Source organism: Sediminibacterium sp. FW305-C-49 (assembly GCF_058231085.1).
On the sequence record NZ_JBIQXS010000001.1, the window covers coordinates 363,031 to 387,585 of the forward strand.

General features: G+C 42.3%; 22 protein-coding genes. 10 read left to right on the forward strand and 12 right to left on the reverse strand.

The genetic code is table 11. The annotated features are described in order from the left end of the window. The first annotated feature begins 143 nt into the window (after positions 1 to 143). The 4 genes from ACH3Z1_RS01540 (at position 144) to ACH3Z1_RS01555 (ending at position 4,170) form a co-directional block, all read left to right on the forward strand. Positions 144 to 2,132, forward strand: coding sequence for a KUP/HAK/KT family potassium transporter (locus tag ACH3Z1_RS01540; RefSeq protein WP_490821232.1), 1,989 nt, complete (start codon positions 144 to 146; stop codon positions 2,130 to 2,132). After that, positions 2,129 to 2,422 carry a rhodanese-like domain-containing protein gene (locus tag ACH3Z1_RS01545; protein WP_490820074.1) on the forward strand — a complete coding sequence of 98 codons (294 nt, stop codon included), beginning with the start codon at positions 2,129 to 2,131 and terminating at the stop codon, positions 2,420 to 2,422. The genes ACH3Z1_RS01540 and ACH3Z1_RS01545 overlap by 4 nt, the downstream gene beginning before the upstream one ends. 98 nt (positions 2,423 to 2,520) lie before the next feature. After that, the gene (locus ACH3Z1_RS01550; protein ID WP_490820075.1) at positions 2,521 to 3,303 is read left to right on the forward strand and encodes an alpha/beta hydrolase; all 783 of its coding nucleotides are present in this window, start codon (positions 2,521 to 2,523) and stop codon (positions 3,301 to 3,303) included. A gap of 66 nt (positions 3,304 to 3,369) precedes the next feature. Further along, the gene (locus ACH3Z1_RS01555; protein ID WP_490820076.1) at positions 3,370 to 4,170 is read left to right on the forward strand and encodes an alpha/beta hydrolase; all 801 of its coding nucleotides are present in this window, start codon (positions 3,370 to 3,372) and stop codon (positions 4,168 to 4,170) included. Between the two features lie 57 nt (positions 4,171 to 4,227). On the opposite strand, the gene ACH3Z1_RS01560 is transcribed toward ACH3Z1_RS01555, so the two are convergent. Genes ACH3Z1_RS01560 through ACH3Z1_RS01570 form a run of 3 tightly spaced genes read right to left on the reverse strand, consistent with a single transcriptional unit; the run spans position 4,228 to position 6,246 of the window. Continuing rightward, positions 4,228 to 5,127 carry a S66 peptidase family protein gene (locus ACH3Z1_RS01560; protein ID WP_490820077.1) on the reverse strand — a complete coding sequence of 300 codons (900 nt, stop codon included), beginning with the start codon at positions 5,125 to 5,127 and terminating at the stop codon, positions 4,228 to 4,230. A 28-nt stretch (positions 5,128 to 5,155) separates the two neighbouring features. Next, positions 5,156 to 5,344, reverse strand: coding sequence for a type II toxin-antitoxin system antitoxin (locus ACH3Z1_RS01565; RefSeq protein WP_490820078.1), 189 nt, complete (start codon positions 5,342 to 5,344; stop codon positions 5,156 to 5,158). A gap of 23 nt (positions 5,345 to 5,367) precedes the next feature. Further along, the gene (locus ACH3Z1_RS01570) at positions 5,368 to 6,246 is read right to left on the reverse strand and encodes an SPFH domain-containing protein (protein ID WP_490820079.1); all 879 of its coding nucleotides are present in this window, start codon (positions 6,244 to 6,246) and stop codon (positions 5,368 to 5,370) included. Between the two features lie 155 nt (positions 6,247 to 6,401). On the opposite strand from ACH3Z1_RS01570, the gene metG reads away from it, so the two are divergent. After that, positions 6,402 to 8,519 (forward strand): methionine--tRNA ligase, encoded by a 2,118-nt coding sequence (metG, locus tag ACH3Z1_RS01575; RefSeq protein ID WP_490820080.1) that lies wholly within the window; start codon positions 6,402 to 6,404, stop codon positions 8,517 to 8,519. Between the two features lie 40 nt (positions 8,520 to 8,559). Here the strand turns inward: metG and ACH3Z1_RS01580 are convergent, their stop codons facing one another. The 3 genes from ACH3Z1_RS01580 to ACH3Z1_RS01590 form a co-directional block, all read right to left on the reverse strand. Beyond that, positions 8,560 to 9,219, reverse strand: coding sequence for a gluconate 2-dehydrogenase subunit 3 family protein (locus ACH3Z1_RS01580; protein WP_490820081.1), 660 nt, complete (start codon positions 9,217 to 9,219; stop codon positions 8,560 to 8,562). A 36-nt stretch (positions 9,220 to 9,255) separates the two neighbouring features. Continuing rightward, positions 9,256 to 10,998 (reverse strand): GMC oxidoreductase, encoded by a 1,743-nt coding sequence (locus tag ACH3Z1_RS01585; protein ID WP_490820082.1) that lies wholly within the window; start codon positions 10,996 to 10,998, stop codon positions 9,256 to 9,258. Positions 10,999 to 11,073: 75 nt separating this feature from the next. After that, on the reverse strand, positions 11,074 to 11,328 hold the full coding sequence (locus ACH3Z1_RS01590; RefSeq protein ID WP_490820083.1) for a hypothetical protein: 255 nt from the start codon (positions 11,326 to 11,328) through the stop codon (positions 11,074 to 11,076). A gap of 171 nt (positions 11,329 to 11,499) precedes the next feature. Between ACH3Z1_RS01590 and ACH3Z1_RS01595 the strand changes: the two genes are divergently transcribed. Beyond that, entirely contained in the window at positions 11,500 to 13,269 is a 1,770-nt protein-coding gene (locus ACH3Z1_RS01595) for a hypothetical protein (RefSeq protein ID WP_490820084.1), read from the forward strand. 47 nt (positions 13,270 to 13,316) lie between these two features. Here ACH3Z1_RS01595 and ACH3Z1_RS01600 read toward each other — a convergent pair whose 3' ends face one another. Genes ACH3Z1_RS01600 through ACH3Z1_RS01610 form a run of 3 tightly spaced genes read right to left on the reverse strand, consistent with a single transcriptional unit; the run spans position 13,317 to position 14,458 of the window. Beyond that, entirely contained in the window at positions 13,317 to 13,679 is a 363-nt protein-coding gene (locus tag ACH3Z1_RS01600) for a CoA-binding protein (RefSeq protein WP_490820085.1), read from the reverse strand. Beyond that, on the reverse strand, positions 13,672 to 14,097 hold the full coding sequence (locus tag ACH3Z1_RS01605; RefSeq protein WP_490820086.1) for a hypothetical protein: 426 nt from the start codon (positions 14,095 to 14,097) through the stop codon (positions 13,672 to 13,674). The genes ACH3Z1_RS01600 and ACH3Z1_RS01605 overlap by 8 nt, the downstream gene beginning before the upstream one ends. A gap of 1 nt (position 14,098) precedes the next feature. Further along, complete coding sequence (locus ACH3Z1_RS01610) at positions 14,099 to 14,458, reverse strand: hypothetical protein (protein WP_490820087.1); 360 nt, start codon at positions 14,456 to 14,458, stop codon at positions 14,099 to 14,101. A gap of 145 nt (positions 14,459 to 14,603) precedes the next feature. Between ACH3Z1_RS01610 and ACH3Z1_RS01615 the strand changes: the two genes are divergently transcribed. The 3 genes from ACH3Z1_RS01615 (at position 14,604) to ACH3Z1_RS01625 (ending at position 19,584) form a co-directional block, all read left to right on the forward strand. Beyond that, the gene (locus ACH3Z1_RS01615; protein ID WP_490820088.1) at positions 14,604 to 16,451 is read left to right on the forward strand and encodes an outer membrane protein assembly factor BamB family protein; all 1,848 of its coding nucleotides are present in this window, start codon (positions 14,604 to 14,606) and stop codon (positions 16,449 to 16,451) included. Positions 16,452 to 16,558: 107 nt separating this feature from the next. Beyond that, positions 16,559 to 17,032: a hypothetical protein gene (locus tag ACH3Z1_RS01620; protein WP_490820089.1), complete on the forward strand. Its 474-nt coding sequence runs from the start codon at positions 16,559 to 16,561 to the stop codon at positions 17,030 to 17,032. Positions 17,033 to 17,172: 140 nt separating this feature from the next. Then, positions 17,173 to 19,584, forward strand: a complete 2,412-nt coding sequence (locus tag ACH3Z1_RS01625) for a zinc-dependent metalloprotease (protein WP_490820090.1) — start codon at positions 17,173 to 17,175, stop codon at positions 19,582 to 19,584. A 110-nt stretch (positions 19,585 to 19,694) separates the two neighbouring features. On the opposite strand, the gene ACH3Z1_RS01630 is transcribed toward ACH3Z1_RS01625, so the two are convergent. After that, positions 19,695 to 21,332, reverse strand: coding sequence for a pyruvate dehydrogenase complex dihydrolipoamide acetyltransferase (locus tag ACH3Z1_RS01630; RefSeq protein WP_490820091.1), 1,638 nt, complete (start codon positions 21,330 to 21,332; stop codon positions 19,695 to 19,697). A gap of 126 nt (positions 21,333 to 21,458) precedes the next feature. After that, positions 21,459 to 22,913, reverse strand: a complete 1,455-nt coding sequence (locus ACH3Z1_RS01635; RefSeq protein WP_490820092.1) for an NADP-dependent isocitrate dehydrogenase — start codon at positions 22,911 to 22,913, stop codon at positions 21,459 to 21,461. A gap of 151 nt (positions 22,914 to 23,064) precedes the next feature. Here ACH3Z1_RS01635 and apaG point away from each other — a divergent pair, with 151 nt between their 5' ends. Next, on the forward strand, positions 23,065 to 23,451 hold the full coding sequence (gene apaG, locus ACH3Z1_RS01640) for a Co2+/Mg2+ efflux protein ApaG (protein ID WP_490820093.1): 387 nt from the start codon (positions 23,065 to 23,067) through the stop codon (positions 23,449 to 23,451). Positions 23,452 to 23,531: 80 nt separating this feature from the next. Here apaG and gldB read toward each other — a convergent pair whose 3' ends face one another. Then, the gene (gene gldB, locus ACH3Z1_RS01645) at positions 23,532 to 24,533 is read right to left on the reverse strand and encodes a gliding motility lipoprotein GldB (protein ID WP_490820094.1); all 1,002 of its coding nucleotides are present in this window, start codon (positions 24,531 to 24,533) and stop codon (positions 23,532 to 23,534) included. Between the last annotated feature and the right edge of the window lie 22 nt (positions 24,534 to 24,555).

Below are 24,555 nucleotides of genomic sequence, written 5' to 3' on the forward strand. Positions count from 1 at the left end.
CACAAAAACCTAAAACCCGGTAATGCGCTGCCTCAGGCGGGTGAAAGAAATCTTCATTTCTAAGTTAATATAGTGTTTATAGTTCCTTGTTTTTTCCTATACATTTGTTAAAGATTACGGCACTAAGGCCGGGTCTGTCTGGCGTGAGCAAGAATTTAAACAAGGTAACTTCTGCAGGACTTATCATTGCATTAGGTATTATTTACGGAGACATCGGTACTTCCCCTCTCTATGTGCTCAATGAAATCATTCATGGCAAAGTCATTAATGAGCAATTGATACTGGGCTCTTTGTCCTGTGTTATATGGACTTTGACGCTTCAAACTACCTTTAAATATGTGATCCTCACATTGAAAGCCGATAACAAAGGTGAAGGGGGTATTTTCAGTTTGTATGCTTTGGTGAGAAGGCGCAAAAAATGGCTTGTGGTACCTGCCATGATAGGTGGTGCCGCACTGCTGGCCGATGGTATTATCACGCCGCCCATTTCCATTACATCTGCTATTGAGGGTTTAAGACAATTACCTTCCCTCAGTCATATTACTACCAGTACCATTGTTGGAATTGTAATCGCCATCATTTCACTGATATTTTTTATGCAGCAATTTGGCACTGCATCAATAGGAAAACTGTTTGGCCCTATTATGTTTGTATGGTTTGCCATGCTGGCCGTACTTGGCTCCATTCATTTGCTCGATGATATTGCCATCTTCAAAGCATTTAATCCCTATTATGCCATTGACCTGCTTACCAATTATCCCAAAGGTTTCTGGTTACTGGGAGCTGTTTTCCTTTGTACCACGGGAGCTGAGGCTTTGTACAGCGATCTCGGACATTGCGGCAAAGGAAATATCCGTATCTCCTGGGTATTTGTAAAAATCTGTTTAATACTCAACTATCTGGGTCAGGGTGCATGGCTACTGGCCAACTACAGGGGTGGTGCTATTCCGGAACATCTGATTGCCGGAGGATTTAACCCTTTTATTGGTATCATGCCAGATTGGTTTAAGCTCGCTGGTATCATCATTGCCACCACCGCAGCTATTATCGCTAGCCAGGCATTGATATCGGGTTCATTTACACTGATCAGCGAAGCGATGCGTCTGAACCTATGGCCTAAAATGAAAATTCATTACCCAACGGAAGAAAAGGGACAATTATATATTCCCGGTATCAGCCTTTTATTATTTGTAGGCTGTGTGGCCATTGTATTATACTTCCAGAAATCGGCTAATATGGGCGCTGCATATGGATTGGCCATTACCATGTGCATGATCAGTACTTCCATTCTATTTGCCAATTTCCTCGTGAGCCGGCGAATTTTGCCTGCATGGATATATCTCTACCTTTTAGTATACCTGGCTATTGAAATTTCTTTCCTTGTAGCCAACCTCGAGAAGTTTATGCATGGTGGTTATGTAACACTGATTGTAGGTGGAGGGCTTTTTGCCGTAATGTATGTATGGTTCCGTAGTCGAAAAATTAAAAACAGGTATGTAGAGTTTGTACGCATGGAGCATTATATACCTATGATACAGGAACTGAGTAACGACAGAACCATCCCGAAATATGCCACTCACCTGGTGTATATGACAAGTGCAAACAATCCGAAAGAAATTGAGCACAAAATCATTTATTCCATCCTCAATAAAAAACCAAAACGCGCCGACATCTACTGGTTTGTACATGTAGATGTGTTGGACGATCCTTATACCTGCGAGTTCTCCGTTGAACATATTATTCCCAACGATATCATTCGAGTAGAATTCAGGCTTGGTTTCCGGGTGGAGCAACGTATTAATCTGATGTTCCGGAAAGTGGTGGAAGAACTCGTAAACAATAAGGAAGTAAACATTACTTCCCGCTATGAGAGTCTTGAAAAGAATAATGTGGTGGGCGATTTCCAGTTTATTGTATTGGAAAAATACCTGAGTCAGGATAACGAACTCCCCTTCTTTGAAAGAATTGTGATGAAACTCTATTTCTGGCTCAAAGAAATCAGTCTGGGAGAAGAAAGAGGTTTTGGTCTTGACCCCAGCAATGTAACAGTGGAGAAATTTCCGCTGATTGTGGCACCGGTTTCAAGACTGAACTTAAAGCGGGTATATTACGAAGGAAGTGAATTAGAATGACCCATATTTCACCTGAAGAGTTAAAAGCGCTGCTAAAGAAAGATCAGGTTTTCTTACTTGATGTAAGAGAACCTGTTGAACATAAAGATTACAATATTGGAGGAACACTTATTCCTTTGACCGATGTATTACTTCAACACCAGCAGATTCCTATCGATCGACCCGTTATTGTTTACTGCAAAAAAGGGATCAGGAGTCAGATTGCCATACAAAGACTTGAAGAAAAATTCGGCTTTACCAACCTCTTGAATTTAAAGGGTGGCATCGATGCCTGGAAGAAAATTTCTTGATTTTTTGATCTTTGATTTTATGATTTGGAACAGTGTAAATCACTAAATCAAAGTTCAAAAACTGTTATTTTTTTCGGAACTTACAGCAAACACTGCTTTTGATTATTGTTTATACGATAGGAGGTATTCTTTTATTATCAGTACTGGCTTATCTGGTACAGGAAAAACTGATCTTCAAACCTGAGAAACTCAAACACGATTTTCGGTTTGAGTATGATATCCCATTTGAAGAATTATTTTTTGAACCTGCGCCTGGTGTTCGCATCAATGGACTTCATTTTTACCGTACAGAACCCAAGGGGTTGTTGCTCTACCTGCATGGCAATACAAGAAGCATCAAAGGATGGGCTAAATATGCCAAAGATTTTTACAGGTATGATTATGATGTGGTACTTGTAGACTACCGGGGTTTCGGTAAAAGCACCGGAAAACGAACTGAGAAGGATATGCTGAATGACATGCAGCATGTATATGAAAAACTCTGTGAAAAATACCAGCAACATCATATACTGGTATACGGAAGAAGCATGGGTAGCGGGTTTGCGGCCAAACTGGCATCTGATAACCAGCCCCGTTACCTGATACTGGACGCTCCTTATTATAGTTTCAAAAAAGTAGTGGAGCGATTCCTGCCTATACTACCCATTAAATATGTTCTTCGTTTTCATTTACGCACTGATAAATGGATACAGAAAGTAAACTGTCATACCTACATTATACATGGCACCAAAGACATGCTCATACCCATTCAGCACAGCGAGAAATTACAGCAATTCAATCCACATAAAATCACCCTGATCCGTATACATGGCGGCGGACATAACAACCTGCCTTCCTTTCCGGAATACCATAATTTTGTGAGAGACATTTTGAAATATTGAAAGATGTCTGATGTCAGATATAGGATATGATGAAAGTACTAACTTGCACATCAGACATCAGACATCATGAAAATCCCCCGCTGGTTAAAGATTATCGTTTTAATATATGCGCTGATGGGTATTCTTTTTTATTCTTTTCAGCAAAAGATATTATTTCAACCTGTTGTAGTTGCACAAGACAGCAGCTATCATTTTGATCAGCCATTTGAGGAGGTATGGATACCAGCTGATGGTACTTCAGAAACCAATATGATTCATTTTACTGTTCCTGATAGTTTGCGTAAAGGACTGGTTATATATTTTCATGGCAACAGGGGCAATGTGAGAAGGTATCGCCGTTTTGTGGAACGTTTTACCAAGAACGGTTATGCAGTATGGATGCCCGATTACCCGGGATTTGGTAAATCAACGGGCGACTTAACAGAAGAAGCCATGTATGAACAGGCTTTGCAGGTATACAAAAGAGCAAGGCAGTTTTATGAACCCAAAGACATTATCATTTATGGTAAATCGATGGGGTCAGGTGTTGCTGTTCAACTGGCTTCTGTAAGAGACTGCAAAAAACTGATTCTCGAAACTCCCTATAACAGCATGCGTTCACTGGTCGGCATTTATTTGTGGATGTATCCATTGAAATCTATTCTGAAATACCAGTTCCCCTCCAATGAATACATAAAAAAAGTAACAGCTCCGGTTACCATTTTTCATGGAACTGATGATGCTGTAATTCCATACAGCAATGCCAGTAAACTAAAGAAAGTACTGAAACCAGGAGATGAGTTTATAAGTATCGAAAACGGGACACACCGTAACCTCAATAGTTTTGAATTGATGCAGCGTAAGCTGGATAGTTTGTTAAGCCAGTAGTTAATAGACCATAGTCGAGGACCATGGACTATGGTCTATTAGCTATCGACTACTTGCTTACAACTCTTTCAATTGTACCGATGACCGGGCAACTACCAGTTCATGTTTGACACCTACTTTCAATGGGTAATTTTCCCTTGAGTGGCTCACCGGGAAATCAAAACAAACAGGGTATTTGTACTTACTTACGCGTTCATGAATAAGCTCTGTAACATTTGCGCCAAAGGGAATAACGGTATCTTTCATTTCCGTGAATCCACCAATGATAAGGCCAGCAAGTTGTGAGAGCATGCCACTTCTTTCCAGTTGAATCATCATGCGGTCAATATTATACACATATTCCCCTACATCTTCCAGAAACAAAATTTTCCCTTTGGTATTGTACGATGATTTACTTCCAATCATATGTGCTACCAACGAAAGGTTACCACCAATCAGTTCCCCACTGGCATTACCAGTCCTGTTAAATGGGTGTGATTTCGTTTTATACGAAAGTTTATTTCCCTTCAATGCCTTTTTCAGGCTCTGAATATATTCGTTCGAAAACTCGCCATCGTTAAAAGCTGCTGCCATGGGTGAGTGTAAAGAAGCAATTTTGAACTGGTTATACAGATGCGCATGCAGCAATGTGATGTCACTGTAACCAATGATCCATTTGGGAGATTTCTTAAACTTTGAAAAATCCAGGGTATCAATGATCCTGCTCATACCATAACCACCTCTTCCGCACAGAATGGCTTTTACTGAGGGGTCATCGAGCATAAATTGCAGATCGGCACGTCTCTCTTCATCTGTTCCTGAAAAATAGTGGAACTGATTACCCAATGTTTTGCCAACCCTCACTTCATAACCCCATTCCTTTAATACCCTGATACAGGTTGCTGCTTTTTCTGCGGGCATATAACCAGACGGACAAACTATAGCAATTGTATCTCCTTTGAGGAGGCGGGATGGCATTTTAGTCATGGGTTTGCTAAGCTTTCTGTTATTTTTTTGGTTTCTGTTTATGGATGGTGGCGGTTGCTTCTTTCTTTCTGCCCGCATCTTTCAGTGACTTATCAATCAACATTTCAATTTGCCCATTCACACTACGAAATTCATCTGCAGCCCATTTTTCTAATGCAGCATATGTCTGCTCATCTATTCTTAGTACAAATGATTTTTTATTCCCCATAACTGAATTGATCCGTAAAGATACTAGTGATATAAACTACCTGTGTTCAATACCGGTGAAGCTGCTTTATCGCCACACAAAACTACCATCAGGTTACTTACCATGGCTGCTTTCTTTTCATCGTCCAGTTCAACTATTTCTTTTGCTGAAAGCATATCCAAAGCCATTTCTACCATCCCCACAGCTCCTTCCACAATTTTACTCCGGGCAGCAACAATAGCAGTGGCTTGTTGTCTTTGCAACATGGCACCAGCTATTTCGGGCGCATAAGCCAGGTGACTGATCCGGGCTTCTGTAATGACTATACCCGCTTTGGCTAACCGTTCATTGAGTTCGGCTTCCAATAACTCGAATACTTTTTCGCCACCATCGCGTAAAGTAATATTCGCAAACTCATCTTCAATACTGTCGTAGGGATAACTGGATGCCAGGTGACGGATTGCCGCTTCACTCTGGTTGGTCATATACTCGTTAAAATTCACCACTTCAAAAACAGCTTTGTAGGTATCCTGCACCTGCCATAAAATGACTGCTGCAATTTCGATCGGGTTACCCATTTTGTCGTTTACTTTCAGTTTGGCACTCTCCAGGCTTTTTGAACGGAGCGACACTTTCATTTTTACAAAAAGTGGGTTGACAAATGAAAGACCATTTTCTTTCAGCGTACCTACATACTTTCCAAAAAAAGTAAGTGTAATACCATAATTGGGCTGAACAATGACCAGGCCTTTAAGGATGAATGCAAAACCCAGCAAACAAACGATCATCGTTATAATTAAGCCAGCATCCGGTGAGTTATCATTTGACACATACACGATCAAAATATATAGTCCGGCCACCAGCAATACCATCGCTGCAAGGAGGGCTGTAAATCCGGAAAACCCTTTGTATACTTTTTCCATAAAATTCAATTTGATATTAAAATGATATCAAACTTACGCTTTTTCCCTTAAACGCCAAATATTCCCGCCAAAAATCCTGTAGAAGGGCTTTAGCGGTCATTCTGTATTTTTGCATCCCGGCGCATCATTTATAACCGGATTTAGAAGATTAGAGCATGAATCAACCGAAAAGATACCTGATTACAGCAGCCTTACCCTACGCTAACGGGCAGAAACATATTGGTCACCTGGCAGGCGCCTATTTACCTGCCGATATCTATGTGCGTTATTTAAAGTCGCAGAAAAGAGACGTGGTTTTTGTGTGCGGCAGCGATGAACACGGAACAGCCATTCCCATACAAGCTACCAAGGAAGGAACTACAGCAAGAGCGATCATCGACAAGTATCATCCCCTGATGGAACAAAATTTCAAGGACCTGGGTATTGCTTTCGATATTTACCACCGCACAAGTGATCCTTTGCATCATGAAACGGCACAGGAGTTTTTTACCAAACTGAATGATAACGGCGACCTGGAGATTAAAGAGTCTGAACAGTATTTTGATGAGGAAGCCAACGCTTTTCTGGCCGATCGTTATATCAAAGGAACCTGTCCGAACTGTAGTTTCGACAGCGCCTATGGCGATCAATGCGAACGTTGTGGCAAAAGCCTGAGTCCGGACGAGTTGATTAACCCGGTAAGTACACTCAGCGGTAAAACACCTGTAAAAAAACTTACCAGACACTGGTACCTGCCACTCGACAGACATGAAACTTTTTTAAGGGAGTGGATATTAAACGAACACGCCAATGACTGGCGGGCAAATGTGCTGGGTCAGTGCAAAAGCTGGATTGATGGTGGTTTGCAGCCCCGTGCCGTTACACGTGATCTTGACTGGGGTGTAAAAGTTCCATTGACGGATGCAGCAGGTAAAGTATTGTATGTATGGTTTGATGCGCCGATCGGCTACATCAGTGCCACCAAACAATGGTCGATTAATACCGGCAAAGACTGGAAGCCTTACTGGGAAGATAAAGACACCAAACTCGTGCATTTTATCGGGAAGGATAATATTGTATTTCATTGTATCATCTTTCCTGTGATGTTGAAACTGCATGGTAATATTTTACCCGATAATGTTCCTTCGAATGAATTCATGAACCTGGAAGGTGATAAAATGAGTACCAGCCGCAACTGGAAACTAGATATGCAGGATTATATCAACGATTTCATCCATAAAGAAAATGGCGGCAGCCAGATGGCGGATGTGCTGCGGTATTATCTCACACAAATAGCTCCTGAAACCAAAGACAGCGAATTCATGTGGAAAGGTTTCCAGGATGCCAATAACAGTGAGCTGGTAAGCATTTTTGGCAACTTTGTTAACCGCACTTTTGTACTAATGCACAAATTATGCGGTGGAAAAGTACCAGCCTTTCACCAGGAGATAGCTGATGAACTGGATCAGTCAACAATGGCAGATATAAAAGCGACTGCCGAAAAAGTAACCGGTCTTTTAGAGGAATACAAATTCAGGGAAGCCTTGTTTGAAGTGATTAACCTTGCCCGAACAGGTAACCAGTATATGCAGAAAAAAGAACCCTGGATCGTAGCCAAAAGCCTTGCTGAAAATCCGGCGGCGCAAAAAAGTATTGATAACTGTTTGCATATCTGTTTACAGTTAACAGCTAACCTGGCCATACTTATCAACCCCTTCCTTCCTTTTACGGCAAAGAAAATGTGCCATATGATGAAAGTGGTTGATAAAATGCTGGATTGGGAGCATGCAGGAAGCCTGAAACTATTGAGTGTTGGTTATACACTTCGCGCACCGGAATTATTATTCAGAAAAATAGAGGACACTGAAATCATGGAACAGGTGGAAAAATTAAATGCAGCCAGTGTGAAAAAAGAAAATAGTGAGCAGGCAGTAGTAAATAGTGAAGTGAAGACCATTACGGTGAAGCAGGAGATTGTATTCGATGATTTTGCAAAGATTGATTTAAAAGTGGGTACCATTGTATCGGCTGAAAAAGTAGAGAAAGCCGACAAACTGCTTAAATTACAGGTTGACCTTGGTTTTGAAACAAGAACCATTGTTTCGGGTATTGCATTGCATTTTAATCCTGAAGATATTGTCGGGAAACAGGTAACTGTAGTTTCCAATCTGGCGCCACGTAAAATGAGAGGTATTGAAAGTAACGGAATGATATTAATGGCTGAAGATGCCAATGGCAAATTGCATTTCATCAATCCCGAAGAAAAAATTAATCCGGGTAGTGGGGTGAGTTAAATACAAAAAGGGCCAATCTGAACGATTGGCCCTTTTTGTATCAGCTATAACTGGCACATTCTTTTAATTCTCTTTCGGAATAAGCCAGCTTATATTGTTTTAATACATCATCTGGTACACCATTCCATTTGTTAGGTACATTTCCTCTGTAATCGAGGTCTTTAACACCTATTTCAGATGTATAGAAACCGGTAAGCGTTAAATCTCGCATCAGGTTAAAAAATGCCACACCTTGTGCCATTTCAGGTTTTGCTTTTTCAGGGTAAGCAATCTGGTCGATCAACTGTATTCTTTGTTGTTCAGAACAATCCGCAAATGATTTTTCAAATTGTTTGAAGCATTGCATATCGAGCCAGCGTAATCCTCCACGCATGGGTGTCTGATGTGAGGGCATATCTTTCACAATAAATTCCAGGAATTCGGGAACTTTTGCGTCGCTGGCACTACCACTAACAGCATCTTTCGGAACAATGATATCTGCGAGGATGGTAATTGTAGACATTTCATGTGCTGTAAAGAATTTTGCTTCTTTACTGAGTTTTTCGAGGTAGGCTTTTTCCTCCGCCATCCTGTCTTCCACATTAATGCCATCAATGGTACCGGTAGCCTCTTTTTTCTCCGCAGGTTTACAGGCATCCACCAATACACCTGTTGCTACCGTACCTACGACCAATGCTTTTATGGATTTTCTTCTGTCCATGGTATTATTTTTTGTCCCGCCTGAGGCGGAATTGATTTACAGATTTTGTTTTTTCATTTCATCAATGATATACTCCGATGCACGCATAGAAAGTGCGAGGATGGTCCAGGTGATATTTTTATCGGCCTGTGAAGTAAATTGGCTTCCATCCACACAGAAAAGGGTTTTACAATCATGCGCCTGACTCCACTTATTGAGTGCGGAACTTTTTTTATCATTCCCCATTCTTGCAGTACCCGCTTCATGAATAATATTACCCGGATTGGCCAGACCATAATTATTGGAAGCATCATCATCTCCTCCCCAGGTAATAATGGCACCCATTTCGTGCATGATTTCCTTGAAAGTTTCTTTCATATGCTTAGCCTGCTTGATCTCATGATCTGAATGTGTGGTATGGAAACGCAATACAGGTATACCATACTTATCTACTACTTTCGGATCGATCTCACAATAGTTATCAATACGTGGAACTGCTTCACCACGGCCAGCCATTCCCACACCTGCTCCATAGAAATAACGTACGTCTTCCTTCAGTGAAGCACCATAACCTCCGGCATCTTTTTTCACACCATTCACCGCATATTTTCCATTCATGCCCTGCATACCAAAACCAAAACCATAGGCAGGTTGTCCCATTCCACCCCAATATTCAATATGATATCCGCGTGGGAAGTCGAGTTTTTTGTTGTCGAGCCACCAGGGGGTATATACGTGCATACCACCTACTCCATCTTCATTATATCGTTTACGTCCGAAGAGTTCAGGTAATACACCACCTAATGCGGCACCTGTTGAATCGTGCAGGTATTTACCAACTACATTACTGCTATTAGCTAATCCATTCGGGTGACGCTGTGATTTTGAGTTCAACAGTAATCTTGCAGTTTCACAGGCACTGGCAGCCAGTATTACTACTCTGCCGCTTACCTGGTATTCCATCATATCTGTCTTATCTACATAAGATATTCCTGTAGCGATTCCTTCTTTGTTGGTGATGACTTCTCTCGCCATGGCCTGCGTAATCACATCCACATTACCTGTTCTTACTGCAGGTTGCACCAGTGCTGATGAAGAAGAAAAATCTGCGGCAGCTTTACAGCTACGTCCGCACTGCGCACAGTAAAAACATTCACCACGTTCTTTATTGATTTGTTTGGTGAGGATGGATAACCTTGAAGGAATAACAGGCACACCAATACCCGTTGCCGCTTTTTTTATCATCAGTTCATGCAAACGCGGTTTCGGCGCCGGCAGAAAAATACCATCTGGGTCATTCGGTAATCCTTCCACTGAACCAAATACACCCAGTAACTTATCAATCTTATCGTAATAAGGCTTTACATCATCGTAACTGATGGGCCAGTCATCTCCAAGTCCGTCAATACTTCTTCTTTTAAAATCTTTCGGACCAAAACGCAGCGATATTCTTCCCCAGTGGTTGGTACGTCCACCAATCATACGGGCCCGCCACCAATCCCACTTGTCGCTGCCTTCTGCCATGGTATAAGGTTCTCCATCAATTTCCCATCCCCAGAAACAGCCATCAAAATCGCCAAAGGGACGATACTTGGTGCTTGCTCCTCTTCGGGGAGACTCCCATGGATTTTTAAGTTGAGAAGAATGTTTGGCAGGATCATAATCAGCACCTGCTTCAAGCAAACAAACTTTAAGTCCGGCATTGGCCAGTACATATGCGGCCATACCACCACCTGCCCCCGAACCTACGATGACTGCATCGTATTGTTTGGGTTGTTTTTTAATTTGAAGGTCTCCCATATTGCAATTTGAAAATTTGAAAATGTAACACCCGGACCTCTTGTCCTTTATGTCTTGTTTTCCTTGATTTACTTACTACTTTGTTATTTCCCCACGATTTATGAGTTCGGTTTTAATCTTTTTCAGGTTGGTGATATTACTGATAAAGAGAGGCAAGAAAACAAGTGGTAAAATAGAGATAGCACCAAACCCTTTGGTGAGGGTTATATATACGCCTGATGCAACCATCACCATAAACATCCCTGATAAAATGCCTGTAGCCAGTTTCATGGCCTTATAATTTTTTTTCAGGTTTTCGGTGCTTATTTCTGAAATAGGCTGCGATTTCATTGGTTGGCATTTTGGTGTGTCGAATATAGTTTTTTTAGGAGAGAATGTCAGTTAAAAACAGAGAAATAACCAACAAAAAATAAGAACCCTTCCCAGATTACAGTTTTTAGTTTCAACAAGTGATTGGCATCTATTGCCCGTTACCTTCTTTCACCCTTATATTCCACCAATATGAAAGTTTCATTTTTGCTTGCAGGAATTATTGGCTGTTCTGGTTTATCTGCACAGCAAACCCCTTCTGCCAGCATTGTTAAAACCAGCCAGGCCGTTAAACATGATGTATCTAAACCTTTTAACCAGCTTTATAAAGAAGCAGCTAGGGTACAACATGAACCTGAAAATACATCAGGATTGAATAGCGCTGTTTTGAATAAAAAGATATTGGATCAAAAAGCCATTGCGGTTGAACAAACCCGTTTTGGCAGTAAGACTGCTCCTTTGCTGGTGACCAGCTTCGATGGATTGGGTGAAAGTTTTACCGGCCCGCAGGGTACTGCTGTAATGCGTAATCCTTCTGATAATTCATTGGCTGTGGGATTGGATCATGTGGTACAAACCGTTAATTCCCGTATGGCCATCTTCACCAAAAAAGGAAAAAAATATACTGTATCAGGTCAGGTATTATATGGGCCTGTTGAAACAAAAAATGTATTTCGTGGTTTTGGCGGCCCCTGTGAACAAATCAACAATGGAGATGCTGTGGTGCGTTATGATCAGCTGGCCGACAGGTGGCTGATTGTTATGCCTACTTTCCGAAAAGGTATTTCAAGAAATATTGATACTACTACCGGTGCCAAAAAAATATTACCTCAACCCGGCGAAGCCGCACAACTTTATCAACCGCCTGCACCCGCTACTCCCGCAAACAACGTTCCGCCTGCACAACGTCCTGCCGGACCAAGACCACCCGATAAAGGCACATACTGTATGTGTTATGCCATCAGTACCACACCAGATCCAATGGGAACTTATTACCGTTATGAATTTGAGCGCGATCTGTTTCCCGATTACCCGCGCCCGACCGTATGGCCCGATGGTTATTATACCACTACCAGTACAGGTGATGATGTAATTGAAAAACATGCTTATGTTGTTGACCGCAGTAAAATGCTGAAAGGGGAAGATGCGAAAGAACAATCCTTTATTATTAAGGATGTAAACTTTATCATCAATGCCGATCTTGATGGAAAACAGTTACCACCTGCAGGTGCTCCCAGTATTATGCTGGCAGCAGGTGGCTCGCAACTGAAAAAGGTATTGGGTGATGATGGTATTTATGCCTGGAAATTTTATGTAGACTGGAAAGATTTTTCAAACACCCGTCTGGAAGGTCCTGTAAAAATTGATGTGGCACCTTATGAGTACCTAGGTGGCGGCCAGCTTACCAAAACTGTTCCGCAGCCCGATACCGATCAACGGCTCGATTCACAAGGCGATAAACTGATGGCCCGGCTTGTATACCGCAGAATAGGCAATCGTGAATCTGTTGTGGGCGTGCATTCTGTGAATACGTCTGCAGGCGGCGGTGGTGTTCGCTGGTACGAATTTTTAGTGAATAAAGACCGCAGTCTGCAATTATACCAGCAAAGCACCTATGCCCCCGATACAAATTACCGCTGGATGGCCAGTCCGGCGATTGATGGAAAGGGCAATATTGGTATTGGTTATTCTTTTGGAGGTAAATCAGATTATCCTGGTCAGCGTTTTGCAGGCCGTTATTATGGCGATCCGCTGGGTCAGTTAACATTGAATGAAGTGGTACTGGTACATGGCGAAGCTTCTCAAACCAATACCCTGCGCTGGGAAGATTATACCCAGACTGCTGTTGACCCGAGTGATGATGAAACCATCTGGTATGTAGGTGATTATTTGAAGAAAGGCGGGCGTAACTATTCCACTAAAATCGGGGCTTTTAAACTTACAAAAGCTCCTAAAAAATAAATCTAACCCAGCCCGGGATTGAAATCCCGGGCTGGGTTAGATTTATTTTAATATTGTCCGGTGCTCAGGAGTACCAGTGTACAAGCTTCTACAGGTTCTATCCCTTTTTCTTTTGCCAGCGCTTCGAGCTCTTCATTTTCTGTACCCGGGTTGAAGATGATTCTTTTGGGTTTCAATGAAAGAATATAATCGTAATACTGCTGTTGCAATTGTGGATTGAGGTAGAGTGTTACGGTGTCTGTACCCTCTTCAGCAGGATGTCCTGTTATTATGGAAATGTCTCCAATCTGTCCCTTTTTATTTCCAATGGCCACCACCGGGTGACCGTTTGCACGCAACCTGTTTACTGCAAGGAAACTATAGCGGGCGGGGTTTTCTGATGCGCCAAGTACAATTGTTTTTTTAGACATGACTTACCTGTTTGTAATAGTGATGAATATATTTCCAGTAACGTATGGCAGCGATGTCTACCAGCAAAAAATAAAATGCTAGAATATAACTATAATACGTTTTAGCAGCCGGTAAGGGTATTTTGAAATTACCCGAATAAACCCATCCGAAAAATAAAACTGCAAGCATTGTTCCAATCAGAATATTTTTACGAAAGAAGCCTTTGCATTCCTCGGCAGCCAGTAACAGATTAATCAATGTACTCACCATTTGCCATACACCAATAATGAGCAAACCCAATCCGTGTACCAGCAAAAGCATATAAAAATCATTCACCTTAAACAGCGAGGAGAAAAAGAAAATAAAAGGCAGTACCGATAATATCCATACCAGCATCTGTCCATAAATATCTGCATTACTCCATATCGATTTATTCATATCATTTTCTCCTCAACACTTCCAGGTAACAAATAACCAGGTAATAAAAGGCCAGTACAGGCGTAATAAATAACAGTAAATACAATACCCATATCATGATGGTTGCAGACAGCAGGCTTATCAGGAAAACTCCCAGTATTATCAACAAAGCATACTGGTAAATTCTTCTCCCCAGGAAATTTTGGTTCCATCGCTGAAGGAGGTGAATACTCATACTGAGTAATTGCCATCCACCTATACCCAGGAAAAAAGCCATCATGGCTAACTCCGTATCAAAAAACCAGGTGGCTCCAATGATTACCAGAGCCGCTGACTGAATGATAATATCGGCTTTTTTGAAAGCGGTTTGATTGAATGACATGAATCAAAAATAACATTAATTATGCTGGCAACCTCTCCTTCTCCTCCACTGGAATCCTAAGGATGTGTAGGGAAAATAAAGTCGTTTAACAGTAACATAAATAGTTAAACAAGCAATTGTTTTGTATTGTCTGTAACTTTCCCCCATGAAATATCTACTCCTTTGTCTGCTGCTTTATTTTACTATACAGACGCAGGCCCAGATTAAACCTTTTCGTTTTGCTTTTATTTCCGACACCCATATAGGTTCCCCCAATGGCAGTGCCGAAGAGGATTTGAAAAGAACCGTGGCCGATATTAACCAGATGAACGATATTGCTTTTGTGGTATTAACCGGCGATATCACCGAACTGGGAACCACCGAAGAAATTAAAAAAGCCAGGGCCATTCTCGACGAATTAAAAGTACCCTACTATATCATACCGGGCAATCACGATACAGGCTGGAGTGAAAGTGGTGGTGTAGCTTTTGCTGAAATATTCGGGTACGACAAATTTGTTTTCACCTACAATGGTATCCGGTTTTTCGGGTGCGCTTCCGGTCCTTATGTACGTATGAGTGATGGACATGTTCCCCGTGATGCTGTTAACTGGCTGGATAAGGAACTGAATAAAACAGACAATGACAAACCCATTATTTTCCTGAATCATTATCCGCTCGACAATGGTTTAGACAACTGGTATGAAGTAATTGATCGTCTCAAACAGAAAAACACCATTGCGGCTTTGTGTGGCCATGGTCATGCAAACAGGGCCATGAATTTTGAAGGCATTCCTGCTGTTATGGGCCGGTCAAACCTGCGCGCCAAAGCTGAAATCGGGGGGTATAACCTGGTGGATGTAAGAACAGATTCCATCCTGTTCTCAGAAAGAAGACCAGGTCAACAAACACTGGCTTCCTGGACCGGTTTAAAGATCGAAAAACATACTTACCAGAAAAGTCCGGCCAGTTTACGTCCTTCCTATACAGTAAATGACAGCTTTCCACAGGTAAAAGCCAAATGGCTGTACAGCTCAGAAGCCAATGTTATTTCAACACCCGCCAGCAATGGTCAATTGGTATTTTTTGGCAATAGTCTGGGAAATATTACGGCTATTGATATAAAGACGGGTAAAAAGAAATGGGCCTATCAAACGGGTGGTTCTGTATTTTCTTCTCCTGCCATCGACCAACAGAAGATGGTGGTTGGCTCAGGTGATGGTTTTGTGTACTGCTTCGATGCAACAAAAGGCAAATTATTGTGGAAATACAAAGCCAATGCTGCAGTGCTGGGGTCACCATTAATCAAGGACGGCATTGTATACATTGGCGCCAGTGATCATGGCTTCCGGGCCATTGAACTCAAAACGGGCAAAGAGATATGGCATTTTACAGAACTGGAAGGTCCGGTTATGAGCACCCCTGTTATTCATGGCAACCAGGTTTTATTTGGCGCCTGGGATCGAAACCTCTACGCCCTGGATCTAAAAACAGGCAAACTCAACTGGAAATGGAACAATGGATCAACCGTACGTAATTATTCACCTGCTGCCTGTATTCCGGTTATTAAAGATGATGTAGTGTATATCGTAGCTCCCGATCGATACCTTACGGCCATTGATATTATTACGGGTGCTACTTTATGGAGAAACAACGAAGCAACTGTAAGAGAATCGATCGGTATTGCTGAAAACGGGCAATGGATCTATGGTAAAACCATGAATGATTTGATCGTGGCATTCCCTACTTCACGCGAAAAGCAGGCTGTAGCCTGGAAAATAGACTGTGGTTTTGGCTATGAACATGTTCCTTCTATGCTCATTGAAAAGCAGGGTATTGTTGTATTTGGTACCAAGAGTGGCCGCGTATACGCCATTGACCCCATTCAAAGAGCGAAGAAATGGGTGTATAAGATTGATAATTCGATGGTGAATACGGTGAATGTGCTAAGCCGTAACCGCATATTGGCTGCCACCATGGATGGAAAGCTGAGTCTTTTGGAAGTGGCAGAATAAAATGTGTATTGACCTTAAAAATTTTTTACAGCAACTATTCATTTTAATTCACAAATAATTTTCTAACTTTCATACCTCATCATTTACAACAACAAACTAATACCATCATGGCAAAAGCTAAAAAGAAAGCCGCAAAAAAAGCAGCTCCTAAAAAAGTTGCAAAAAAACCTGCAAAGAAAGCAGTAAAAAAATCTGCTAAGAAAGCTGCTCCAAAGAAAAAAGCAGCCGCTAAAAAGAAAGCAGCCCCAAAGAAAAAAACAGCCGTAAAAAAAGCGGTGAAGAAAGCAGCCGCCAAGAAAAAGGCAGCACCAAAAAAGAAAGCAGCCGCTAAAAAGAAGGCAGCGCCGAAGAAAAAAGTAGCCGCAAAAAAAGCAGCGCCAAAAAAGAAGGCAGCCGCTAAAAAGCCCGCAGCCAAAAAGCCTGCTGCTAAAAAACCAGCCGCCAAGAAAAAAGCAGCGCCAAAAAAGAAGGCAGCCGCTAAACCAGCACCAGCCCCTGTAGCAGCACCTGCTCCTGCACCGGCTCCTGCTCCTGTTGAAGCACCAGCACCAAGTAATCCAGAGATTCCTTTCAACGCTTAATTCAGCTTTTACAACAAGTATATAAATCCTGTTACGTTTGTAACAGGATTTTTTATTTCGCTGATCTGAGTCAGAATGATTGGTTTTAAAATATCTTTATAGGGGTTCGAACCAAAATCTTTTCACCAAAACTTTCATACATGCGCACCTGGCTACTGGCTATTTCCTGTTTACTCTTCTGCAGCATTCAGGCACAAAACAGTTCATCTAAAATTGCCGACAAAACAAAAAATATGAAACGGTATGATGGTTATTTCACTTTCTGGTGGGATGCCAATGCCGGAAAAATCTGGTTGCAGGTGGATAAATTCAACCAGGAATTTTTATACGTAAACTCATTACCTGCCGGTCTCGGTTCAAACGACATCGGATTGGATCGTGGCCAGTTAGGTGGTACCCGTATTGTTTATTTTCATAAAGTAGGCAAGAAACTGTTGATGATTCAACCCAATTACCGTTATCGAGCTCTCTCCAATGATGAGAAAGAAAGAGAGGCAGTACAGGAATCCTTTGCCCAGTCTACTATTGCCGGTTTCAGCATTGACGAAGATGAGGGTGACAAAGTATTGGTTGATGCCACTTCTTTTTTCCTGAGAGATGCACATGGTGTAGCCGATAAAATCCGCAGTATGCGTCAGGGCACTTATACTTTTAACGAATCGCGCTCCGCCATCTTCCTGCCCAATACCCGTAATTTCCCTTTAAACAGTGAGTTTGAAGCTACTATTACTTTTACCGGCGGTAATGATGCAGGTCGTTATGTAAATGCTGTAACACCTTCCAGTGAAGCCATTACGGTTCGTATGCATCATTCATTTGTACAATTACCCGACAATAAGTATACACCTCGTAAACAAGATATACGCAGTGGTTATTTCGGTATTTCTTATTTCGATTTCAGCAGTCCTTTTACGGAACCCATTGAACAGATGTTCATTTCAAGACACCGGCTCGAAAAGAAAGACCCTACAGCGGCTATTAGCGATCCTGTGGAGCCGATCGTCTATTATCTTGACAACGGAACACCCGAACCCATTCGTTCTGCATTACTCGAAGGAGGCCGCTGGTGGAACCAGGCTTTTGAAGCTGCAGGTTATCGCAATGCCTTTATCGTAAAAGTATTACCTGATGATGCCGACCCTATGGATATCCGTTACAATATGATCAATTGGGTACACCGTTCTACCCGCGGATGGAGTTATGGCGCTTCTGTTACCGACCCCCGCACTGGTGAAATCATAAAAGGACAGGTTACTTTAGGCTCCTTACGTGTTCGACAGGATCATCTTATTTTCACCGGTTTATTATCTCCTTATGAAACCGGCAAACCTGTTCCCGCCACCATGCGTGAAGCTGCTTTGCAACGTTTACGTCAGTTGTCAGCCCATGAAATTGGTCATACACTTGGACTACAACATAACTATGCATCCAGTTATAACAATCGTGGGTCGGTGATGGACTACCCTCATCCCAATGTTTTTGTGAACAGTAAAGGCGAAATAGATTTCAGCAAAGTATATACCAATGAAATTGGTGAATGGGATAAACGTGCCATCATCTATGGTTACCAGGATTTTCCTGATGGCGTGAACGAAAATGAGGGATTGAAAAAAATTCTGGAAGAAAATACCCGGCAGGGATTGTTGTTTATTGCAGATGCCGATGCCCGTGCTGCCGGTGGACTTCACCCTTATGCGCATTTGTGGGACAATGGCAAAGATGTAACCGATGAACTGAAAAGTGTATTACAGGTTCGGCAGAAAGCACTCGACCAGTTCTCCGAAAATGCGATTAAAGAGTCTGTGCCCATGTCAAGACTGGAAGATATACTCGTTCCGGTTTACAATTATCACCGCTACCAGATTGAAGCTGTTTGCAAACTTATTGGCGGTATGAACTACAGTTATAATGTTCGGGGTGATGCACAACAAAAGCCTCAGGTACTTGATAATGCCATCCAGCAAAAAGCATTACAGGCTGCACTGGATTGCCTGAATCCGGATGTGCTTACTTTACCAGACCGCATCAGTATGCTCATTCCTCCACGTCCGCCCATGTATTATGGTGTTGGTGAAACATTTGCCAAACGTACCGGTATGAGTTTCGATCCTATGGCTGCTGCAGAAGCGCTGGCCCATTTCGAGCTTGGCTTTTTATTCAATGCAGAAAGGGCCAACAGGCTGGAACAATTCAAGGCACAGGCTGGTACTATTGGCTGGAGTGATGTACTGGATGCCATCATCAAAAAAACATGGATGGGTAAAAAACAGGATGGACTGAAAGCACAGGTTCAGGCACAAACACAGCAAATAGTTCTTACCTGGTTACTGGCACTGAGCCAGGATAATACGGCCAACTACCAGGTAAAATCCATTTGCTTTGATCGTCTCAACAGCATAAAAAGCTACGCCAAACAACAAGCTGCTGTTAATGCAGCTTTACGCCCGCATTACCTGTATGCGATTGAGCGAATTGAAAAACCCAAAGACATTGAGCTTCCCCAGCATCGTGAAATAGCACCAGGGGCGCCGATTGGATGTGAGTGGGAGTAAATAAGTGAGTGGTGAGTAGTCAGTAGTGAGTATAAAGTTTATGATAAAATAAAGCCGCCGTTAAATATTTAACGGCGGCTTTATTTTATCATAAGGTAAGTCACTCACTATTAAACCAACATTCTCAAAGGCTCTTCCAGCAATGATTTCAGTGTTTGCAGGAAAGCTGCTCCTGTAGCACCGTCTACTGAACGGTGATCGCAACTAAGGGTTACTTTCATGATATTACCCGGCACTACCTGTCCATTTTTCACTACAGGCACCTGGGCTATACCACCTACAGCCAGGATACATGAATCGGGCGGGTTGATAATGGCAGTAAACTGATCAATACCAAACATACCGAGGTTAGAAATGGTAAATGTGCTTCCTTCCCAGTCGGCGGGTTGTAATTTTTTATCTTTTGCTTTCTGTGCGTATTCTTTTACTTCTACCCCAATCTGGCTTAATGATTTTGTATCGGCAAAACGTACTACCGGAACCAGTAATCCGTCTTCCACTGCAACAGCCACACCAATATTGATATGATGATTGTAACGGATGGTATCGCCCAACCAGCTACTGTTTACTTTTGGATGTTGTTTCAATGCAAGTGCAGTTGCTTTCAGCACCATATCATTAAAACTGATTTTTACAGGAGCCACTTCATTGATTTTGGCACGGGCCGCAACTGCAGCATCCATATCAATGGCCATGGTAAGATAGAAATGTGGCGCCGTAAACAAGCTTTCACTCAAACGACGGGCAATGGTTTTACGCATTTGCGATACAGGTACATCTTCAAAACTAACCTGTCCGGACGGAGCTGCAGCAACAAGAGGTGACGCTGTTTTCGCAGCAGGAGCAGCAACTGGTGCTGCAGATGGCACAAATGCATCTACATCGTTTTTGGTAATGCGTCCATTATCACCTGTACCTTTTACATAACGAAGATCAATTCCTTTTTCATCGGCTATTTTTTTAGCCAGTGGTGATGCGAATATTCTTCCTTCATTTACAACTGCCTGTGCGGCAACTGGGGCAGCTACAGGTGCGGCCGCAGGCGCAGGAGTTGCAGATGGAGCAGGTGCTGCAGGAGCGGCTGCCTGAGTAGCGCTTCCTTTCACAGCTTTTACAATAGCATCTACATCCAGACCGGGTTTTCCGATAATGCAGAGCAGATCATTCACCAGTATTTTTTCACCGGCTTTGGCACCCTGGTATAATAAAACCCCGTCTTTATAACTTTCCAGTTCCATGGTGGCTTTATCGGTTTCGATATCGGCCAACACTTCTCCTTTCTTCACTGTATCACCCACATTCTTATGCCATCCAGCTATTACACCTTCAGTCATGGTATCGCTCAAACGTGGCATCAAAACCACTTCCTCCATATTCGACACATCAATAGTTGCTGTTGAGGTTGCGGCAGGTGCTTCTGTGGCTGCTGCAGCAGCAGGAGCTGCTGTAGCGGCCGGAGCAGGGGCTGCTCCACCTGCATGTTGGGCAACCAGTGCTGAAATATCTTCACCTGCTTTTCCAAAAATGGCCAACAGGTCATTCACCTGTAATTTGCCCCCTTTGGGCGTTCCTATATGTAATAAAATACCATCCTGGTAGCTTTCCAGCTCCATGGTAGCTTTGTCTGTTTCAATTTCTGCCAGGAGATCACCTTTCTTAACTGCATCACCTACATTCTTGTGCCAGGCGGCAATAACACCTTCTGTCATGGTATCACTCAGTCGGGGCATTAAAATCACTTCTGCCATATAGTTCGATTGCTCTTTTGTTTGAAGGCGTGAAATTAGGAAAAAAGCTGCAAGCTTCAAGCTACAAGCTGCAAGGCCTTCATTTTGACCATTATTTTAGGCTTTACCCTTATTTCAAAAGTCTGATTACTGCCCCTGGGCCAGACTATAGGCTTTTTTATCGCCCCAGGCATTTAGCAGTTCTGTTGAACAGATTTTGAAATCGGCCGACAGTCTTTTATACAATTCCAGTATGTCTACCTGCGTTAAAGGCACTTCACCCACACTTTCAAAACGACAGCCATACTGGTTTACCAGGTTGGTAAATGATGAGCCTTTGGGCCAAACCTGTGTACCCCTGTTGCTGATGGTTACCAGTTTGAAGAGATCCAGTGTATGCTGTAAACATTTTTCTGCTACTGCAAGCGGTTGTTCATTGCTTTCAATAAATACGTCCACCCCAATGATATTTTCCACTGCCGTTTCCAGACTCTCCAGCATCGGATTTTTCTCCAGTTTAAAAATGGTGGGTGTTGCCGGCTGATCGGCCAGCAATGGCTTAGGGTGATGTACAGGCAATTTGCCGAAATTGGCAATGATCGCTTCCGAAAATTGGGTAGTGTTTACCGATGGGATATTTTTATCGCCGAAATCACCTGTATGAATACCACTTTCAAGCGTATATAGGAGTGCGTTTTCAATCATAGCGGCTGTTTGCATCAAACCTAAATGTCTCAGCATACCGATACCGCTCAACAGCAATGCCGTTGGGTTTGCGATGTTTTTTCCGGCAATATCAGGTGCTGTTCCATGTACTGCTTCAAAAATGGAAATATGATCGCCGATATTGGCTGAAGGAGCAAAACCAAGTCCGCCAACCAGTCCGGCGCAAAGATCACTCACAATATCGCCCTGCAGATTGGTGAGCACCACCACATCAAATAAATCGGGACGACTTACCAGTTTCATGCAGAGATCATCCACAATTACATCATCTGCCTTTAATTCAGGATACTCTTTAGCCACTTCATAAAACACTTCCAGGAATAACCCGTCGGTAATTTTCATGATATTGGCTTTATGTCCACAGGTGATTCTGCTGGCACCTTTCTTTTTCGCCATTTCAAATGCATACTTAATCACCTGCATGCTGCCCGGGCGGGTAATAAACCTTCTGCTCAATGCTACATCATGGGTAAGCATATGCTCGATACCACCATAGGTATCTTCAATATTTTCTCTTACAATCGTAATATCAATGGGAATACCAGCTTTGCTGAATACCGTATCTACACCATGCAGGGTCTGGAATGTGCGTTTATTGGCATAAGTGTTCCAGGTTTTACGGGCGGTTACATTCACACTTTTCACACCCTTTCCTTTAGGAGTTTCCATTGGTCCCTTGAAAAGAATACCCAGCGATTCAATGCTTTGCTGTGCTTCGGGGGTCATTCCGTTACTGTATCCCTTGTCGAACACCCATTTACCCATATCCACAAAATCATATTCCAAAGGCACTTTAGCGGCGGTAAAAACCGATAAAACTGCGTCCATTATTTCTGGGCCAATCCCATCTCCTTTTGCTACAGCAATCCTGGTCATAATTCCTCTTTTTTAAAGTGCTGCGAAGGTAAGGGATGAGAGGTATTTTTTGTGTTAAAATAGTCCATAGTTAATAGTCCATGGGCCATTGGCTATGGCCTATGGACTATCAGCTTATTTTCCTTATTTTTACCCTATTCAAACCAACCTTATGGTATCCAAAATTTCAGAAGGGGTAGAGATCAGTGTGGAGACTTTTTTCCAGTCTGACTATAGTAACCCACTGAATGGGGAGTATATGTTTGCTTATCGGATTACCATTGAAAACCATAATAATTTTACCATCAAATTGTTGCGCCGTCACTGGCATATTTTCGACAGTAATGGCGAACACAGAGAAGTTGAAGGTGAAGGTGTAGTAGGTATTCAGCCTGTCTTACAACCGGGCGAACATTACCAGTATGTGAGTGGATGTAATCTTCGAACGGAAATGGGCAAAATGCACGGAACCTACCAGATGGAAAATCAACATACCAAACAGTTCTTCGAAGTAAATATTCCTGCTTTTGATATGATTGTTCCTTCTAAAATGAATTAATTCCCATAGCTAACCCCTCAACCCTTTATTATAAACAGGTGTTAGGGATTAGGAGTTAGCCATTAGGGAATTAGTGGATATCAGGGCTTATACTTCGCTTCTTCAAATATTTTTTTAGCAGACGTCTCCATCAGCATTTTCATATTGCCTTGATCTTTCTGCTGCGACATCCATTTTTTGACGATCTGCCCTCCCACAAACTGACCAATAAAACCAGGTGATGCCTGTCCTAATGTAGGCGTATTGGGCGCTTCGTTCATATAGTCACGAATTATTTCGGGGTCATTGATAAAAAGCAGGTTGTTCTGTATAAAAAAGCTCCAGATATTTTTTTCATTCTCAAAACAGCCCTCCAGTTGCTTTTGCGTGTATCCTGTTTTCAATGAGTCAGCTGTATAAGGCATGAGATGGTCAAGCAGGTATAATCTTTTACCAGCTTCTATCATCTGCTCAACCAGGGGTTTATCTACATACATAGGCGGATACAAATCATCGATCACATTTTTGATGGCATTAACAGAAATATACATTCTGTCGAATCTTCTCGAAATATATCGCGGATACAATTGCTGTCCTTCTTCCGTAAGGTATAATGGATGATTACTGCCTAAATACAATTGTAAGCCCACACCCAGTCCATCAGGTGTAATAATGCTGCCATAGCTGTTAAGTGGTCCTATAAATGTGATGATTTTTTCAGGCAGGCGGTATTCTGGAAAATAATGTTTTACCAAACGAAGTCCCTGCTGTATTTCATTTGTCTCTTTGGCAAGATCAGTAAACTGTGTGCTCACATCTTTAGCCATTGTCTGGTAAGTACGAATAAAAAAAGGGATATCCGTTAAAACCGCATCAGGTGAACTGCCGAGAATGTTAAAGAGGAAATCCTGCGTAAAACCATGGTATTCTGCAGTGAGTTCCTGTAAAGACTCCGCCAACTTAGTTGTATCGAGTGTAAAAAAAGATTTTTCAAACCGTTGCAGGCTTACGGGAGCCTGTATCGCCGACACATCGGGAACATTGGGTTTATTGCCACAGGCAAGACTTATCATCATTAACAGTACCGCGTACCACCGGTTCATAGTTTAGCTGGTTTTTACAAAG

What these genes read in the sequence shown, in the direction of transcription:
- ACH3Z1_RS01580 (WP_490820081.1), bottom strand. Translation starts at nt 9,219, where the DNA reads ATGGACAGAAGAAAATCCATAAAAGCATTGGTCGTAGGTACGGTAGCA.
- ACH3Z1_RS01600 (WP_490820085.1), bottom strand. Translation starts at nt 13,679, where the DNA reads ATGTCTAAAAAAACAATTGTACTTGGCGCATCAGAAAACCCCGCCCGC.
- ACH3Z1_RS01635 (WP_490820092.1), bottom strand. Translation starts at nt 22,913, where the DNA reads ATGACCAGGATTGCTGTAGCAAAAGGAGATGGGATTGGCCCAGAAATA.
- ACH3Z1_RS01615 (WP_490820088.1), top strand. Translation starts at nt 14,604, where the DNA reads ATGAAATATCTACTCCTTTGTCTGCTGCTTTATTTTACTATACAGACG.
- ACH3Z1_RS01620 (WP_490820089.1), top strand. Translation starts at nt 16,559, where the DNA reads ATGGCAAAAGCTAAAAAGAAAGCCGCAAAAAAAGCAGCTCCTAAAAAA.
- gldB (WP_490820094.1), bottom strand. Translation starts at nt 24,533, where the DNA reads ATGAACCGGTGGTACGCGGTACTGTTAATGATGATAAGTCTTGCCTGT.
- ACH3Z1_RS01595 (WP_490820084.1), top strand. Translation starts at nt 11,500, where the DNA reads ATGAAAGTTTCATTTTTGCTTGCAGGAATTATTGGCTGTTCTGGTTTA.
- ACH3Z1_RS01625 (WP_490820090.1), top strand. Translation starts at nt 17,173, where the DNA reads ATGCGCACCTGGCTACTGGCTATTTCCTGTTTACTCTTCTGCAGCATT.
- ACH3Z1_RS01545 (WP_490820074.1), top strand. Translation starts at nt 2,129, where the DNA reads ATGACCCATATTTCACCTGAAGAGTTAAAAGCGCTGCTAAAGAAAGAT.
- ACH3Z1_RS01590 (WP_490820083.1), bottom strand. Translation starts at nt 11,328, where the DNA reads ATGAAATCGCAGCCTATTTCAGAAATAAGCACCGAAAACCTGAAAAAA.
- ACH3Z1_RS01555 (WP_490820076.1), top strand. Translation starts at nt 3,370, where the DNA reads ATGAAAATCCCCCGCTGGTTAAAGATTATCGTTTTAATATATGCGCTG.
- ACH3Z1_RS01565 (WP_490820078.1), bottom strand. Translation starts at nt 5,344, where the DNA reads ATGGGGAATAAAAAATCATTTGTACTAAGAATAGATGAGCAGACATAT.
- ACH3Z1_RS01605 (WP_490820086.1), bottom strand. Translation starts at nt 14,097, where the DNA reads ATGAATAAATCGATATGGAGTAATGCAGATATTTATGGACAGATGCTG.
- ACH3Z1_RS01585 (WP_490820082.1), bottom strand. Translation starts at nt 10,998, where the DNA reads ATGGGAGACCTTCAAATTAAAAAACAACCCAAACAATACGATGCAGTC.
- ACH3Z1_RS01570 (WP_490820079.1), bottom strand. Translation starts at nt 6,246, where the DNA reads ATGGAAAAAGTATACAAAGGGTTTTCCGGATTTACAGCCCTCCTTGCA.
- apaG (WP_490820093.1), top strand. Translation starts at nt 23,065, where the DNA reads ATGGTATCCAAAATTTCAGAAGGGGTAGAGATCAGTGTGGAGACTTTT.
- ACH3Z1_RS01630 (WP_490820091.1), bottom strand. Translation starts at nt 21,332, where the DNA reads ATGGCAGAAGTGATTTTAATGCCCCGACTGAGTGATACCATGACAGAA.
- metG (WP_490820080.1), top strand. Translation starts at nt 6,402, where the DNA reads ATGAATCAACCGAAAAGATACCTGATTACAGCAGCCTTACCCTACGCT.
- ACH3Z1_RS01610 (WP_490820087.1), bottom strand. Translation starts at nt 14,458, where the DNA reads ATGTCATTCAATCAAACCGCTTTCAAAAAAGCCGATATTATCATTCAG.
- ACH3Z1_RS01560 (WP_490820077.1), bottom strand. Translation starts at nt 5,127, where the DNA reads ATGCCATCCCGCCTCCTCAAAGGAGATACAATTGCTATAGTTTGTCCG.